Source organism: Nostoc sp., assembly GCF_036919895.1.
In the GTDB taxonomy this organism is placed as follows: Bacteria; Cyanobacteriota; Cyanobacteriia; order Cyanobacteriales; family Nostocaceae; genus Nostoc.
In genome coordinates this window covers 129,085-143,781 of record NZ_JBALBW010000049.1, presented here as the reverse complement: position 1 = coordinate 143,781, position 14,697 = coordinate 129,085, and the positions used below count along the sequence as shown (strand labels likewise).

12 protein-coding genes are annotated in these 14,697 nt (G+C 41.1%); 5 read left to right on the top strand and 7 right to left on the bottom strand.

Annotated features, from left to right (window positions below):
• Positions 1-2 precede the first annotated feature (2 nt).
• From V7K55_RS09010 to V7K55_RS09000, 3 genes are all read left to right on the top strand, one after another.
• Positions 3-1,649, top strand: coding sequence for an ABC1 kinase family protein (locus tag V7K55_RS09010; RefSeq protein ID WP_334830301.1), 1,647 nt, complete (start codon positions 3-5; stop codon positions 1,647-1,649).
• Between the two features lie 183 nt (positions 1,650-1,832).
• On the top strand, positions 1,833-2,813 hold the full coding sequence (locus V7K55_RS09005) for an ABC transporter ATP-binding protein (protein ID WP_334830300.1): 981 nt from the start codon (positions 1,833-1,835) through the stop codon (positions 2,811-2,813).
• 46 nt (positions 2,814-2,859) lie between these two features.
• On the top strand, positions 2,860-3,648 hold the full coding sequence (locus tag V7K55_RS09000) for an ABC transporter permease (protein WP_334830297.1): 789 nt from the start codon (positions 2,860-2,862) through the stop codon (positions 3,646-3,648).
• 231 nt (positions 3,649-3,879) lie between these two features.
• Here V7K55_RS09000 and V7K55_RS08995 read toward each other — a convergent pair whose 3' ends face one another.
• The 7 genes from V7K55_RS08995 to V7K55_RS08965 form a co-directional block, all read right to left on the bottom strand.
• On the bottom strand, positions 3,880-5,805 hold the full coding sequence (locus V7K55_RS08995; RefSeq protein ID WP_334830295.1) for a serine/threonine protein kinase: 1,926 nt from the start codon (positions 5,803-5,805) through the stop codon (positions 3,880-3,882).
• 178 nt (positions 5,806-5,983) lie between these two features.
• Complete coding sequence (locus tag V7K55_RS08990) at positions 5,984-6,820, bottom strand: alpha/beta fold hydrolase (protein WP_334830344.1); 837 nt, start codon at positions 6,818-6,820, stop codon at positions 5,984-5,986.
• Between the two features lie 121 nt (positions 6,821-6,941).
• Positions 6,942-7,862, bottom strand: coding sequence for a bestrophin family protein (locus V7K55_RS08985; RefSeq protein WP_334830292.1), 921 nt, complete (start codon positions 7,860-7,862; stop codon positions 6,942-6,944).
• A gap of 305 nt (positions 7,863-8,167) precedes the next feature.
• Positions 8,168-8,416 (bottom strand): hypothetical protein, encoded by a 249-nt coding sequence (locus V7K55_RS08980; RefSeq protein ID WP_334830290.1) that lies wholly within the window; start codon positions 8,414-8,416, stop codon positions 8,168-8,170.
• Positions 8,417-9,091: 675 nt separating this feature from the next.
• A complete protein-coding gene (locus tag V7K55_RS08975; protein ID WP_334830288.1) occupies positions 9,092-9,994 on the bottom strand; it encodes an SIMPL domain-containing protein in 903 nt (300 codons plus the stop codon).
• 136 nt (positions 9,995-10,130) lie between these two features.
• On the bottom strand, positions 10,131-10,508 hold the full coding sequence (locus tag V7K55_RS08970; protein ID WP_334830286.1) for a hypothetical protein: 378 nt from the start codon (positions 10,506-10,508) through the stop codon (positions 10,131-10,133).
• Positions 10,509-11,003: 495 nt separating this feature from the next.
• Positions 11,004-12,092, bottom strand: coding sequence for an NAD(P)/FAD-dependent oxidoreductase (locus V7K55_RS08965; RefSeq protein WP_334830284.1), 1,089 nt, complete (start codon positions 12,090-12,092; stop codon positions 11,004-11,006).
• A 131-nt stretch (positions 12,093-12,223) separates the two neighbouring features.
• On the opposite strand from V7K55_RS08965, the gene V7K55_RS08960 reads away from it, so the two are divergent.
• Positions 12,224-13,066, top strand: a complete 843-nt coding sequence (locus V7K55_RS08960) for a hypothetical protein (RefSeq protein WP_334830282.1) — start codon at positions 12,224-12,226, stop codon at positions 13,064-13,066.
• On the top strand, positions 13,048-14,373 hold the full coding sequence (locus V7K55_RS08955) for an O-antigen ligase family protein (RefSeq protein ID WP_334830280.1): 1,326 nt from the start codon (positions 13,048-13,050) through the stop codon (positions 14,371-14,373). Before V7K55_RS08960 ends, V7K55_RS08955 begins: the two co-directional genes overlap by 19 nt.
• Positions 14,374-14,697 lie beyond the last annotated feature (324 nt).

Here is a 14,697-nt window from a genome sequence, read left to right as displayed (position 1 = left end):
AAATGTTCCTCACCCAAACTGTTCCCCGTCAACGAGAAATTCTGGAAGTATTCCTTCGCAATGGCTGGGACTATATGCGAAGGTTGCTCACTGGTGGCAAAGCTGATGAACCCCAGCTACCGACACCTGCGGTTTTAAAAAATATCTTGGTAGACTTGGGGCCGGTTTACGTCAAACTTGGTCAGCTAATGTCTACGCGTCCAGATTTACTGAACGCCTCCTACATTGAGGAACTATCAACTTTACAAGACGCAGTACCGCCAGTTCCTTGGTCAGAAATAGAAATAATCCTTCGCAAAGAATTAAAACGTCCACTAGCAGAAACCTTCAAGACAGTTAACCCGATTCCAGTCGCGGCGGGATCAATTGCCCAGACACATCGCGCTACATTAGCAGATGGTCGAGAAGTCGCTTTGAAAGTGCAACGTCCGGGAATCGATCTAACTATTGGTCAAGATATTGCTTTAATTCAAGGTATTGCCGATTTAGTAGCGCGGACTGAATTTGGGCAAACCTACGAAATCAAATCCATCGCCGAAGAATTTACCAAAGCCTTAGAAGCCGAGTTAGATTTTACACGGGAAGCGGGTTTTACAGACCAACTGCGGCGAAACTTATCTAAAAGTCGCTGGTTTGATCCTACGCAAATAGTGGTTGCGGAGATTAACTGGGAATTGACCACAGAAAAATTACTGGTGATGGAATGGCTGGATGGAGTGCCGTTCCTGGCGGCGGATTTGGATAATGACCCCAACGTTAAAGATCCTGCCGAAAAGCGTAAAGAAATAACTACTTTATTATTTCGGGTATTTTTCCAGCAACTATATATTGATGGCTTTTTTCACGCCGATCCCCACCCAGGAAACTTGTTTTATCTCAAAGATAGTCGTGTCGCCCTCTTAGACTGTGGCATGGTGGGAAGACTTGATCCCCGCACACAGCAGATATTAACAGAGATGTTGTTAGCGATCGTTGATTTAGATGCTCAAAGGTGCGCTCAGTTAACTTTACAGCTATCAGATTCTGCTCAACCAGTAATTCTATCACGGTTAGAAAGTGATTACGATCGCATGTTGCGAAAGTATCACAATGTCAGTCTGACGCAAATAAACTTCAGTCAGATAATCTATGAAGTTTTACAAGTTGCCCGCAACAATAAAATTAGATTACCTAGCAACATGGGTTTGTATGCCAAAACCCTAGCCAATTTAGAGGGTGTAGCGCGGACATTCAACCCAGAGCTTAATTTTTTCGATGAAGTTAAACCATTAATTACAGACTTGTTTCGGCGGCAATTATTGGGCGATAATCCAGTGCGATCGCTATTACGCACAGCCTTAGATATAAAAAGTCTCTCTCTCCAGTCTCCTCGCCAAATAGAACTGCTATTAGACCGAGTTACCTCAGAAACCTTACAGTGGAATCTCTCACTGCGGGGTTTAGATGGTGTGCGGCGCACGATGGACGATGCCGCCAACCGACTCTCTTTTAGTATACTAGTGGGTTCGCTGATTATGGGTGCAGCAATTATTTCCACCAGAGCGCAGACAAGCCAGCTATCTTTTTTAAGCACCATCCTCTTTGCCGTTGCTAGTTTATTGGGTTTGTGGTTAATTATCAGTACACTGCGATCGGGACGTTTACGGTAAAGTCTATGTGTTGTGCGTCATGTCCACCACAGGAAATCATGATATGTCACTGGCGAAAATCCCTGCTTTCGTATTTGGAACCAAGCTTACGCAAAACTATATTCTGTAGGGGCAATTCATGAATTGCCCCTACCTGAAAATCTTTATTTTTGCTTATTGTTTGCGTAAGTCATGATAAAAAATATGTCAATTATTGTTGCTGAAAATCTGAGTAAATCTTATCCAGTAGCAGTTAAAAGTCCGGGTATTAAAGGTACAATCACCCACCTTTTCCGCCGCACATACCGCTCAATTAAAGCAGTTCAGGATGTCTCCTTTGAAATTGCCCCTGGTGAAGTAGTGGGGTTTTTGGGGCCAAATGGTGCTGGTAAAACCACCACACTAAAAATGCTTACGGGCCTGATTCATCCTTCAAGCGGTAAAGTCACAGTAGCTGGACAAATTCCGTTTCATCGCAAAGAAGCATTTTTGCAAAAAATTACCTTGGTGATGGGGCAAAAGCAGCAGCTTATTTGGGATTTACCAGCACTGGATTCTTTGAAAATTAATGCTGCTGTATACAACATCTCTGATAAAGAGTTTCAACGGCGGGTAGGAGAATTAACAGAGATGCTTTCCCTAGAAGGCAAACTTACCCAACCAGTAAGGAAGCTATCTTTGGGTGAACGAATGAAGGCAGAATTGCTAGCAGCACTTTTGCACCGTCCCCACGTATTATTCCTAGATGAACCGACTCTGGGACTAGATGTAAATGCTCAGATAGCGGTACGCGATTTTTTGCGCGACTACAATCAGCGTTATCAGGCTACAGTGCTGTTGACGAGTCATTATATGGCTGATATCACAGCTTTGTGTCAACGCGTGCTGTTGATTCACCAGGGAAGCCTGATGTATGACGGCAGTTTAGATGGATTACTAGAACGTTTTGCCCCTTACCGGGAAGTTTATATAGAGTTAGCCCAACCTCTGCCGATAGAAAAACTTATGACCTATGGGGATGTGCAACTCCTAGAAGGGCGATCGGTGCATTTCATGGTATCTAGAGAGGCGCTCACCCGCACAGTATCAAAGATTTTGACAGATTTGGAGGTAATTGATTTAACTGTCGCCGAACCGCCTGTAGAAGAAGTGATTGGACGAGTTTTTCAGGCGGGTGTTGTGTAGCGATCGCTGCCAGAAATATAGTTGCCAAGAGGAGAATGCACCATAAATGAAAAAAATGATTAGAAAAGCTCTAACTTTGCTGTCAGTATACTACGCCTATATGGTTGAGTATCGAGCAGAACTAATCTTATGGGTTTTGGCTGGGTCTTTGCCGATTATCCTCATGGGTATCTGGATACAGGCAGCACAAGGTGGTCAGTTTGGCCTATCACCTGTGGATTTTGCCCGCTATTTTATAGCGGTTTTTGTAGTTAGACAATTAACAACTGTTTGGGTAATTTGGGATTTTGAAAGAGAGGTTGTGGAAGGTAAGCTTTCCCCCAAGTTACTACAACCACTCGACCCAGTATGGCATCATGTTGCAGGACATGTTTCTGAAAGATTTGCTCGGCTAATGTTTACTTTTTTATTAGTGGCATTATTTTTTATTCTTTATCCCCAAGCTTTTTGGATACCAAGCTTGAGTAGAATTTTGCTGTTTACATTGGCGGTGGTGCTAGCTTTTACTCTGCGGTTTACGATTCAGTACACCTTTGCCATGTTCGCCTTTTGGACAGAACGGGCTACTGCTTTAGAAAATTTTTGGTTGTTATTTTATCTATTTTTATCTGGTTTGATAGCACCTTTAGAAGTTTTTCCAGAACCTGTGCAAAAAATAGTGATGTTTACGCCTTTTCCCTATTTGATTAATTTTCCTGCAAGTCTTTTGGTAGGGCTACCCGTAGATATAGGGCGGGGATTTTGGTCAATATTCGGTTGGCTATTAGTGTTTTTGGGTGCGAATCGCTTATTGTGGCGTGTGGGTTTGAAGCGGTATTCTGGCATGGGAGCATGAACATTCAAAATTAGGATCTGTGCCATCCCAGAGTTTGGCTAATTTGGGGTAATTTAAAACTTTCTTGATAAAAGAAAGTTTTCTCGAATACTGACATATTCCATCTCACGATTTGCCAAACTCAAGGAAGTTCCATTACTTCAAATGATTTGCTGTAATTCATCTAGAGTATGTTTATGGCTAAAGTGGTGATATATACGATGGGCTAAGTCTATGCACTGTTGTACTTTGCTAGAGATTTTCTAAATTACTCGGCATTGTCTTAAACTTTTCTATTGTTCCCAAAGAATAATCTTCTAATTTAAAATCAGCAAAAGGCTTCTTCTCTAACCTATCCCTTAATGCTTCATCGAGAATTACACCTGCTGATTGTTTTTTTACACCAATTATTATAATACTTCTCTGATATGTAGTTAAATCCTGATTTGCATGACAATTAGTCCGTTGAAATTGTCCCAAATTTAATATCCGATAATTTTTGACGCTTGGTGTATTAATAAATAACTTTTGAACTAAATATTGGATTTGTTTAGAACGTTCTAGAGCCATTCGCTCTTGGACTGCTGCTATATTACTTTTACAGGAAACTGTGCCGACAGATATAATCTCACTGGGGTCTCTCATTATATTCTGTAGACCTTCTTGTTCTAAGTTCAACTTTAAAAGGTCTAGACTAATAATTTCATCATTATGCTTAATCTGAAAATTGCTACCTGAAAGCCATTTATATTCCAGTGATAAAACAGCTATATTAAATTCGGCTTTATTTCCCTGACTATCCCTACCTTCCTGATAAGAAAAATAATCAATATTACCTTTTTTTTCTGGGGATTGTCCGTAATTTGACCTCACAGAAAATTGTGAGTTTCGCGTTGCCAAAGCCACTATACTAAGTAATCCTAATATCACTAGTAGCACTGCAAAAAATTTCAGGAGTGGTACTTCTTCAGGCTGTTTATGTTGAGATGACCAAGTTTTACTAATTGGTGGGGACAACTGCTCTGCGTTCCAATCAAGTGCTAAATTAATGTTTTCAGGAGTAGTTTCTGTTAGCTGAGTTTCAACAATAGAGGCAGGAGGAATACTATCCGCCGCTCGTGGATTCGATAACGCTGCGCTATCTGTTTCCTGCTCCGAGCGGAGTGGGCTTGGCTCTGAATTTTCTAATTCTTCAAGTGGCTCCCCTACCCTGGGGGAAACTGGCGCAATAGGGGGGATTGAATCCTCATCTAAGCAGAACTTTTTGCTTTCTTCAATTTGTTCTAGGCGCTGTAAAATTTCTTGGGTATTAACAGGACGACTTTCTATATCTGTTGCTATTAGCCAATCAATTAAATTTAATAGTAAAGGTGAGATATCGATGGCATGATTTTGCCAATGCAATAAATTTTGCTGGACATCATACATATCTAAGGGATGCTGTCCTGTTAGCAAAAATATAAAGGTGCGTCCCAAGGCAAAGAAATCTGATTGCGGTACTGCTTGAGCATTCATTTGTTCTGGAGCGCTGTAGCCAGATGACATAAGTGCTGTCATGCCGTCGTTGTTGCTGAGTTGGTTTGAGTCGGTTCTGCCGATTTCAGTGGCAGTGCCAAAATCAATCAGTACCAAATTCCCCCAACCTTTCTCAATGGGGGATCGAATCATGATATTAGATGGTTTAATATCTCGATGTAGGTAGTGTTTACTATGCACTAAATCCAAAATTTTTAGTAATTGTTTTAACCAAGCTATGGCTTGTTCTTCGGAAATGGGGCGATTCTGCTGCTGTCGCCACTGTTCTAAGTTGTACCCGTCGATTTTTTCCATTGCAATGCAATGCAATACTAAACCATTTCGGGTTTGATACTGGAAATAACTATCTTCTTTGGGAATGCCGGGATGCTTGAGTTGTTGCAGCACAGTTACTTCTTGCTGAAATAGTTCTACTGCTTTGGCGTTACCTGATAGCTCCTCTTTAAGTATTTTGAGGATTTTAGGGGTATTTTGTTCATAAGCTTCATAAACTTTACTAAACCCTGTTTTGTCACTCAATAGGCACGTCACCCGATAACGCCCTAGCAATTCCAAATGGGAACCACAACTTTGACAAAAGCGGTTTTGTTCATTATTCGGGTGATTTGGTGTAGCACAAACGGGATTGATACAAAGGCTCATGACTTGCTTATCCGTACTTTAACAGTTATCAGTTATTAGTTATCAGTGTTTCCGGGTTACTGATAACTAATAACTGATTTAAGGGGAGTGCAGACGCGTAGCCGCTTATTGCTAGACATCTTTCCTATTAATTCTTCTGTTGCCGGATGATAATCCCGTCTAATAATAATGAGATTTTCTATCTATGTTCTGCCAAGAAAGCTGCTACAGTTTGGTTAAATGCCTCTGGTTGTGTCAAAAACGGCCAGTGATTTCCAGGAACTTGGCAGATGCGTAGTTTTTTGAGATAGGTTTTGTAGGGTTGTATTTGCCAATCTTGGCGGTTAAGTCCTTGTTCTGGCTGGACAAAGAGAGCATGGGTATCAAGGGGGATTGTAAAACCAGGGACTTGCATAACTGCTTCAAAAATCCCGTCGCGGGCGGCGATGGTAAATTTGCTGCCCCAACTACCATCGGGTTTTTGTTCTATTCCTGCTTGGAAAACTTGCTGTTGCAAAGAACTCCATCCTTGATATTGTTTTAGCTTGCGTGCTTGTTGTTCGGCTTCTTCATGACTGGCAAAGGGGCCCATGCTTTTGAGAAAAGGTAAGAAGCGATACAACATGGGAAAAGTTAGCCTGAGAAGGCTGGGCATTTTCCAGATGAAAATTGGATCGACGAGAATTATACTCTGCAAACGCTTTGGGTTTTGTCTTGCCCAGATAGCGGCTAATTTGCCTGTCCAGGAATGACTTACAATGTGGGCAGAAGTCCATCCCAGACGATCCATAAGTGTTTCCAGGTCTGCGATCGCACTTTCAAAAGTATAATCTCTCTCAGGCTTAGTACTTTCGCCATGTCCGCGCATATCTGGTGCGATTATGTGGTAGTCTGTCGCCAAGTAATCTCCTAAACTAGACCACACTAGAGCATGGTCGCCTAAACCATGTAACAGCAATAAGGGTTCTTGACCTTGATTCCACTCTAAGTAAGAAAGTTGGATATCAGGCTTTGATAAAGTTTGACGTACAGGCATCATTGCACATCCACCAATGAAGAGATAGTTTCGCGCTTATATAGTACTGCGAAACAAGATGGAGGGCGGCAGGAGATGGGACTTGACAGCTATAACCAAGCCTTGTAAATTATTTCCAATCTCAACTTTTTTCATAAGTCAATTTACCTGGGTGCGATCGCGCATTTGGAGTCAGAGTCGTCAAATCGTCTATATTGCGTTTCATTGTGGCGCAAATCGCATCTAGAGGTAAGTCGTTAGGGTCATAACCAAAGGGGTTTTCTATCTCCAAGCCGATTGCTTCAATACCAAATACTGTAAAACCAACTAACGCCGAAATTAAACCTGTCCACCAACCCAGACTTTCCACTATTTGAAATGGTAGCAGGAAACAATATAGTAACAGTAATTGCTTCAGATGAATGGCATAAGCTAAGGGCATAGGTGTTTTTAAAATCCGTTCACAAGCACCTAAATTATCTACAAGATTGTTTAATAATTCTTGCATTGATGTTAACTGGTGACTATTAAGACAATTGCGATGATACTGCTCCTGTAAATAATCTCCGATCCAAAAGGCAACCTCTATGGGAGGATTATTCATAATCTTCAGTTTTCTATACTTGCTAGATGGCATTAAATCTTCTAACTCCCTATTGACTGCTTCTCCCCGCAAATGTAATTTAGTTGTGACAGCAAAAGCTACCAATAAATTTAATGCTGTAATTTTATTGTCTTTATCTTCTGGTGAAATTTCGTCAATAGATACCCAAATTTGCCTGGCCAGATTTCGGGTATTATTTACTAAAGATCCCCAGCATTTTCTCCCTTCCCAAAATCTCTCATAAGCAGTATTTGTCCGAAATACAAGTAATAAACCTAAAACAATACTAGGAATAACATTTGCTAAAATCGGTTGGGATACAGGCTGTTCAAAATGGTAAAGGACAGAAATCAAAAATCCGAAAGCTCCGCACCATAAAATATGCTTGTAGATTGCTTTCATAACCGAACCTTTAAATTGCAATTTTGTAAGTAGCCATGTGTTTTTTTCGGCTGTCATGCAGTCACCCTAATAGAATATTTATTTAATAAATCGATAGATGAAATATCGATACTTTAAAAATAATAACTATATAAATAGCACAATTGGCAAATAGGATACTTTAAAAACTAATCTTGGTAAAGAACACGATCTGCTAGCGACAATGATTGCATTTTAGATCCTGTTATACAATATCGAGTCCGTTTAAATACCTATCATTAGGTTAATGCAAAGAGTTTTTTGTCAGCAATTAAGCAACAATTATATAAAAGTGAAAAGCGATGCCTACGGCTACGCAGCGAATTGTCAATAAATGTAAATATTTATTGGTGGTTGCATAAATCCCGCGCCTCACTCTGATAAATCGATAGAAGAAAAGGTACATGGCTCTTGATAATGGTCATACAGCAAAATTCCAAGTATCCAGAACCACTAACAGTATAAATTCGACAAGTTCCTTGGTCAAGCCATAACTTCAAACCCAGCATTTGTTCGGAGAATTCAGTAGATATATGAAGATTATGGGTATAAAAGAAGGTAATTTGCTGTTCAATTTGCGGATGAGTACACATAAATACATTTGAGTATATACCCCAACGACATCTGGCGATCGCATGGGTGAAAATTGATTGATGTTAGAAACCTGTTACTACTCCAGAATGCCTTAAGTGCATCTGGAGTTTCTTTTTGGAAAAAGCAATCGTAATTTTCCAAATCATCCCGATCTACTAAAATATGGCTGAATAGGGATGCATACTGAATTATCTATATTTAACATAGGGCATCACTTGTTGATGTAACCCCTCCTACCAAACAACTCTCGCGAAGCAGCCTCAGATTTACTGGGGCTGTTTTGCGTTACTTCGATAGTACTTAAACCAAATATCTTTCAAACTCTCATTTCTCTGCGCCTCTGCTCTTTCTGATTCCGTAATTCGTGCGTAAGCACTATTCAAACAGAAAAGTTGTGTAAACAAAGCAGTTAATCCTCAGACATCCTTAATTCTATTTGAGTGTATACCCTGATGACGTAAGATGCTCTGAAGGTGAAAATTTGGGTATAGGTAAATGCGTATCTTTCCTGACTCCAGAGTTGTCACAAACAGTTCTGGAGTTTTTTAATTACAGAGGAGCGATCGCTCATGAATAAAAGAATTATGAACACGCACACTATAGCGTGTGGAAGTTAAGCGATCGCACTTCTGAATCTTGACTAAATCAAAGTGCGACACACTTAATATAAATGCTTATTTAGTTGTATATGTCACAAAAATATCCTTTCTCATTTCTACTTCTGCTGGGGCATCTGGATTATAAGTTGGTGATAATAAAAGACTAGCAAATGAAGGTAAAGGAACTCCAGTTTTAGAACTACATGAAGAATAAAATAATGTGTAAAAGGGTTCAGCTACAGAAGGAATATCAAGTTTAACGCCCATAGCAGTTGCTAAAGCTTGAGCGCGGCTTTGAGCGTCTTTCATAGCTGATTGATAAACTGAACTCTGCAATGCTTGACAGTCATTTACTGCGTACTCAACGCCCACACTCTTAACGGAAAGATTTTCAAGTTGGCTCGTAGACTTGTTCGCTGTAGCAACAATTTCCTGGACGCGATCGCGTGTGGGTTTTTCCAGCCTCACCAATATTTTGGCGCTGTTTTCGCTGGAATTAGGGCTAATTTGCACTTGAATTTTATCAGCACGAATCCCTTTGGCAACTAGGCTATTAACTACAGGCTGGAGAGTTGCTTTAGTTAGGGATTTTTTGCTTGGTAAAGATTCTGCTGCTTTTTTGTAATTTAAAAGTAGAGTCGGTGAGGCAGCCCGGTGTTGTTGTTCCAACAAAGAGGGACTGCCGTTCGCCCTTGGCGTGCCGGAGGCATACCTGGAGGGTGGGGATATGTTGCGGGTTTGCGGTAGAGATGAAGGTTTCGTTTCTAAATCATCATTACTATCTTCGCTACTGAATACCAATTCAATATCGGCTGTATCTGCTCGCACTCTCACTACCCCTTGACCGATTACCATTAATGAGTGGCGATCGCTTGCTGGTGGATAAAATAATTGGGCATTAGTGGCTTTGGGCGTTAATGCTCCGATCCCGACAGTGACGGTAAAGCTTACCAATATTAGAGCAGTTATGTTTCTCATGTCCTGGGAATGTCCTTTGAACCTAGTAATTGTCAAAGTTTACACCTCAAGAGCAGGATACTTACAAAAATATTGAGCTAATCCCACGACTAAACGCTGTGGAATTAGCTCAAAAATAAAAATTCACTGCGAACTATTAACCAAACCAGTGAGAGGCTTCACAAGTTGGCTGAACTGTATCACAAACATTATGGTTAATCCAATCTGACTTTTCTTGAACGATTAAACAAATGCCTTGGTGAATCAAATTCTGTAGGTGCAGTTGCTGTTCTAAGGGTTTGCGAGGCAATTTGTAATAAGCCAAACTTTCTCGTTCAGCCTCCGCTAAGGAAGTATTTCCATCAGATATAGCGCCATAAAAAGAGGGAATGCGGGTGAGGACAAAAGCAATTAGCTCTTGGCGTAAGTCAGGAATTGCAAAAGCTTTTTGATACGGATGATATGGATATGTATCCAAAACGCTTTCAATCTCTCCTACTACTGATTGCTGTGTTAAATTGACTACCGTATTCATAATTTTTAAACTCCTTTTTTAATCTAGTAAATGATTGGTGGAAAAAACAACTTTTCTAGATGGCAATGTTGTCATAACAATCAGTTAAAAGTAGTTCAACTGATAAATGTAAAATCCAGTGAAACTAGCCTTTTATCTTGATTGAATATCAGACATTTGGTTTTACTGATTTTAGTTAAGGTTTATACTGATTCACAGTATGACTTATTAAAACAGCATCCAATGTACTGGTAGGTTAGCGATACTATATATTTATAATCCTAATTATTCCAAATTTCTGCTAAGAAGGCAGAAATCTACATAAAACGCAGCATAAAATATAGGGGATCAAGATTAACAGCAATAAAAATCTTGAATTAGGAACAAGTTTTTAATGAAGTTAAGTTTTTTTGGTGATTTTCATCACATTTTAAGTTTGCTGCAAACTTTGCTGTTTCATCTAAAAACACGTTTATTTAGGAAGTCAGACAAATAAGGAATTGCTAAAGTGCAAAATCAGTCTAGCGACTGATGAAACGATCGGGTAAAAACGTTGAGAAAGTTCACATTATCTAAAGGAAGATGATGCAACTGATGATTAATTTCATCCGCCGCAGCTAATCCAGAAAGCATCGCACCTTCCGCAAGATTGCCGCCGCACCAATCACCACAGCAAACTAAAGGTAAGGGAGTTCTGGCAGACAAAAAAGCTTCGTGCCAAGGACGGCTAGGAAAGGCATAACGCCAACGATGTACTTGCATCCATTCGGGAGTATTCAGCCAAGGAAGGGACAGAGATTCAGCTGCTCGTTGCAACATAAGCTCTGCAACGGGTTGTAAATCCTGGATTTCTAGATGACGTTGGGCGAAATCAGCACTACTTTGCACTACAAAATGTGGTTGCTGAGGGTTAGGACGCTTGCTACTGTCCAAACCAATCCACGCTAAATCAGCATCATCGACAAAAGTTAGCGCCTTCCACTGAGGGAGTGGGTGGGATGTGGGAGGATATCCAGCGATCGCACTAATTGAGGGATAAAATTCTACAGAACGCAAGTTATCAAGAAAGGCTTTATCCAATCCACTTTCACCCAAGGGTTCTAACAGCATGACCGCTTGGGGTGCAGGAATGGCAAGGACAATAGCTTTTGCAGTTAATTCTTCGTTACTAGATTCGAGAGTCAAGCGCCAACTATTTTCGGGAGTTGGGGTAATAGCGATGACACGCTGATTCAGTAATATTTCTAAACCTGGGGCGAGGGATTTAGCGATCGCACTCATTCCCGCAGGTGCAACATATCGCGGACTGCGGTTTTTTGGTTCAGATAAAGGAGCCTCTGCGGTAAGTTCATAAACCTCCTCTGTCCAAACTTCCAGGATATGGCGCGATCGCAATATCTCCACAAAATGTCTAAATAATTCACCCTTTGGCTTCAAATAACAAGCCCCATGATCCGCCCAAGTTCCATGCAAGCGGCGGGTAGCGAGTCTTCCTCCCAAACCACGGGACTTGTCCACCACTAGCACCGAATACCCAGCTTGACTTAATTGCTGGGCGCAGACTAAACCGGCGATTCCGGCACCAATCACTACGATATCAGTCATGAGTCCATAGTCCTTAGTCATTGCTTATTAGTCATTAGGTTATTATCAAAGGACAAAATTACTACTAATGAGTGCTGAAAGCTAATAGTAGAATAAGGTACAGAAAGTTGCACGGAAGGGAGGAAGGGAAATTGGATGAGATGAGGGCGGCGCTAGAGTTAGCGACCGAAGAAGAATTGCAAGATTTAACGGCAATTCTATTTAGTCGTAAGTTCAATCCCCTAGACTATGTACATACACCCGAACCTATCGAAGTGCAAAGCCAAGACCGCAAAGCTTGGTTAGATTCACTAGAAGGACGCTTTCGTTTTTTGGCGGCTGATGGGATAACGGTATTACGGGGACGTACAGGCCAGGTAACTTACCGACAAGCTTTAGTTCAAGTATGTAAGTATCTAAAAATTCGCTATTCTCATCAGCTGCCAACCATTGATTTAGAAGCAGAAGTATTTTTGCATCTGCTAGGACAGGTATGGAAAAAATTACCTGAACAGGAAAAACAAAAATTGACTCTTCGAGTGCAGCGTCACCTTGTGCAATCAGAACTAAAAGAACCACTACCACTTTTATTGCAGCCTGACCCCTTGGGGTTACTTTTCAAAGGCGGTAGTGCGATCGCGGTTACTTCACTTCTCCAGCCACTTGTACTTAAGCAAATTGCTCGTCAATTTGCCATCCACTTTGCTACTTATGAAGTAGCTAGACAAGCGGCAATTACAGGCACAGAAGCAGCTACAACGCAATTCCAAAGCTATGTAGCGATGCAAATGGCGCAACGGGGTATGACAGTTAGTGCCGCTCGTTATGGGGCAACCCGCACGATGTTTGCCGTGATTGGGCCGATGATGTGGACTTGGTTTTTTGCAGATTTAGGGTGGAGAGCGATCGCCACTAACTATGGTCGAATCATCCCTACTATCTTCGCCTTAGCTCAAATTCGCCTCACTCGTGAGGAATGTTGGGAGCCAGCTTGAACAAAGTTTTTGACTATTTCAAGTCTCGTTGGCAATCTCCTTGGAACTACTCTCTGTGGGCAATATTAATCTTCCCATTAAGTCCATTGGTGGGGGCGGTGACTATCGGTTTTGTCTCATTAATAACTTGGCTGAAACAATCCCACAAAATTAATCGCCGCCCCATCAACTGGGGATTTGCCCTTTTGAGTGTGTTACTAATCGTCAGTGCTGGGTTTGCCGATGACAAGACAGCTGCATTCCTCGGCTTATTTAATTTATTACCATTCTTTTTACTTTTCGTTGCCCATAGCGCTCTAATTCAAACATTTGCCCAATTGCGGCAAATGGCGTGGGTTTTAGTAATCGGTTCCATACCAGTGGTAATCCTTGGTTTGGGACAGTTATTTTTAGGCTGGAGTTTTAAGTTCCAGTTTGTGTGGGTTGTATTGAGTTGGACAATCAGACCAGGAGGAAATCCGCCAGGTCGCATCGCTTCACTCTTTTTGCACGCTAATACCTTCGCTGCTTATCTAGCGATAGTTTTCACCCTTGGTGTAGGGTTGTGGCTAGAAAACTATCAGCAATTAAGAGTTAAGAGTCAAAAATCATTTCTTCCCTTCCTCTTCCTAAGCGTAGCGGTGATTATGAATTTCATCGCCTTGATTTTTACCAACTCGCGTAATGGCTGGGCGATCGCTATTTTTGCCTGTTTAGCTTATGCACTTTACCAAGGCTGGCGTATTCTGGTGGGTAGTGTCACTGCGATCGTTTCTAGTGTGCTTTTGGCAGCTTTTGCTCCCTCGCCAGTCGCTCAATTTTTTCGTCAGTACGTTCCTGCTTTCTTTTGGGCAAGGTTAAATGACGACATGTATCCAGATCGACCAGTCGCTTTAATGCGAAAAACTCAGTGGGGATTTGCCTGGTCTTTAGCTCAAGAACATCCTTTGACTGGCTGGGGGTTACGTAGTTTTAGTAGACTCTACAAAGCCCAAATGCAAATTCCCTTGGGCCATCCCCATAACTTTTTTTTGATGTTATCTGCTGAAACTGGCTTTCCCAGCACTTTGTTATTTTGTGGCTTACTTGCTTGGATTTTGATCGCAGGTGTCCAATTACTACGAAAGTCAAAACATATAAATAGAGAAGACAGATTGATATTTTTCAGTTATCTTCTGACTTTTGTTGGTTGGATTTTATTGAATACAGTAGATGTAACCCTCTTTGATTTTCGTTTGAATGCACTTTCATGGGTAATATTTGCCGCCATTTGTGGAGTAACACATCGTTATAACCAATATGACAAGCTTGCCTCTCATCAAAATTAGTTAGGAAATGAAAAATCGCAACTATTTAAATCCTAAATATCATAAAAAGCTAATTCGTTCTTATTTCATCTCAAGTTTTCATCGAATTTCTAGGCTTTACACATTTCTTTTGCTAGTTAAATGTGTTATAGCGTTTCCTAATCACATCAGGTACATCATAGCCCCCTCATCGCTTGCGGGGAGGGGGTTGGGGGTGGGGTTCTTGTACCTCACTCAACTGAGAACCGCTATAGTGTTTTCATGCTCTACCAGCAAAAACACGTAGTGGAGGCATAACAATATTGGCTGTACCCCTACAAACACTGTATTGAACTCAATTGAAAA

Excerpts from the sequence above, each read along its gene's own strand:
- V7K55_RS09010 (WP_334830301.1), top strand. The coding sequence starts at position 3 with ATGTTCCTCACCCAAACTGTTCCCCGTCAACGAGAAATTCTGGAAGTA.
- V7K55_RS09005 (WP_334830300.1), top strand. The coding sequence starts at position 1,833 with ATGTCAATTATTGTTGCTGAAAATCTGAGTAAATCTTATCCAGTAGCA.
- V7K55_RS09000 (WP_334830297.1), top strand. The coding sequence starts at position 2,860 with ATGAAAAAAATGATTAGAAAAGCTCTAACTTTGCTGTCAGTATACTAC.
- V7K55_RS08995 (WP_334830295.1), bottom strand. The coding sequence starts at position 5,805 with ATGAGCCTTTGTATCAATCCCGTTTGTGCTACACCAAATCACCCGAAT.
- V7K55_RS08990 (WP_334830344.1), bottom strand. The coding sequence starts at position 6,820 with ATGCCTGTACGTCAAACTTTATCAAAGCCTGATATCCAACTTTCTTAC.
- V7K55_RS08985 (WP_334830292.1), bottom strand. The coding sequence starts at position 7,862 with ATGACAGCCGAAAAAAACACATGGCTACTTACAAAATTGCAATTTAAA.
- V7K55_RS08980 (WP_334830290.1), bottom strand. The coding sequence starts at position 8,416 with ATGTGTACTCATCCGCAAATTGAACAGCAAATTACCTTCTTTTATACC.
- V7K55_RS08975 (WP_334830288.1), bottom strand. The coding sequence starts at position 9,994 with ATGAGAAACATAACTGCTCTAATATTGGTAAGCTTTACCGTCACTGTC.
- V7K55_RS08970 (WP_334830286.1), bottom strand. The coding sequence starts at position 10,508 with ATGAATACGGTAGTCAATTTAACACAGCAATCAGTAGTAGGAGAGATT.
- V7K55_RS08965 (WP_334830284.1), bottom strand. The coding sequence starts at position 12,092 with ATGACTGATATCGTAGTGATTGGTGCCGGAATCGCCGGTTTAGTCTGC.
- V7K55_RS08955 (WP_334830280.1), top strand. The coding sequence starts at position 13,048 with ATGTTGGGAGCCAGCTTGAACAAAGTTTTTGACTATTTCAAGTCTCGT.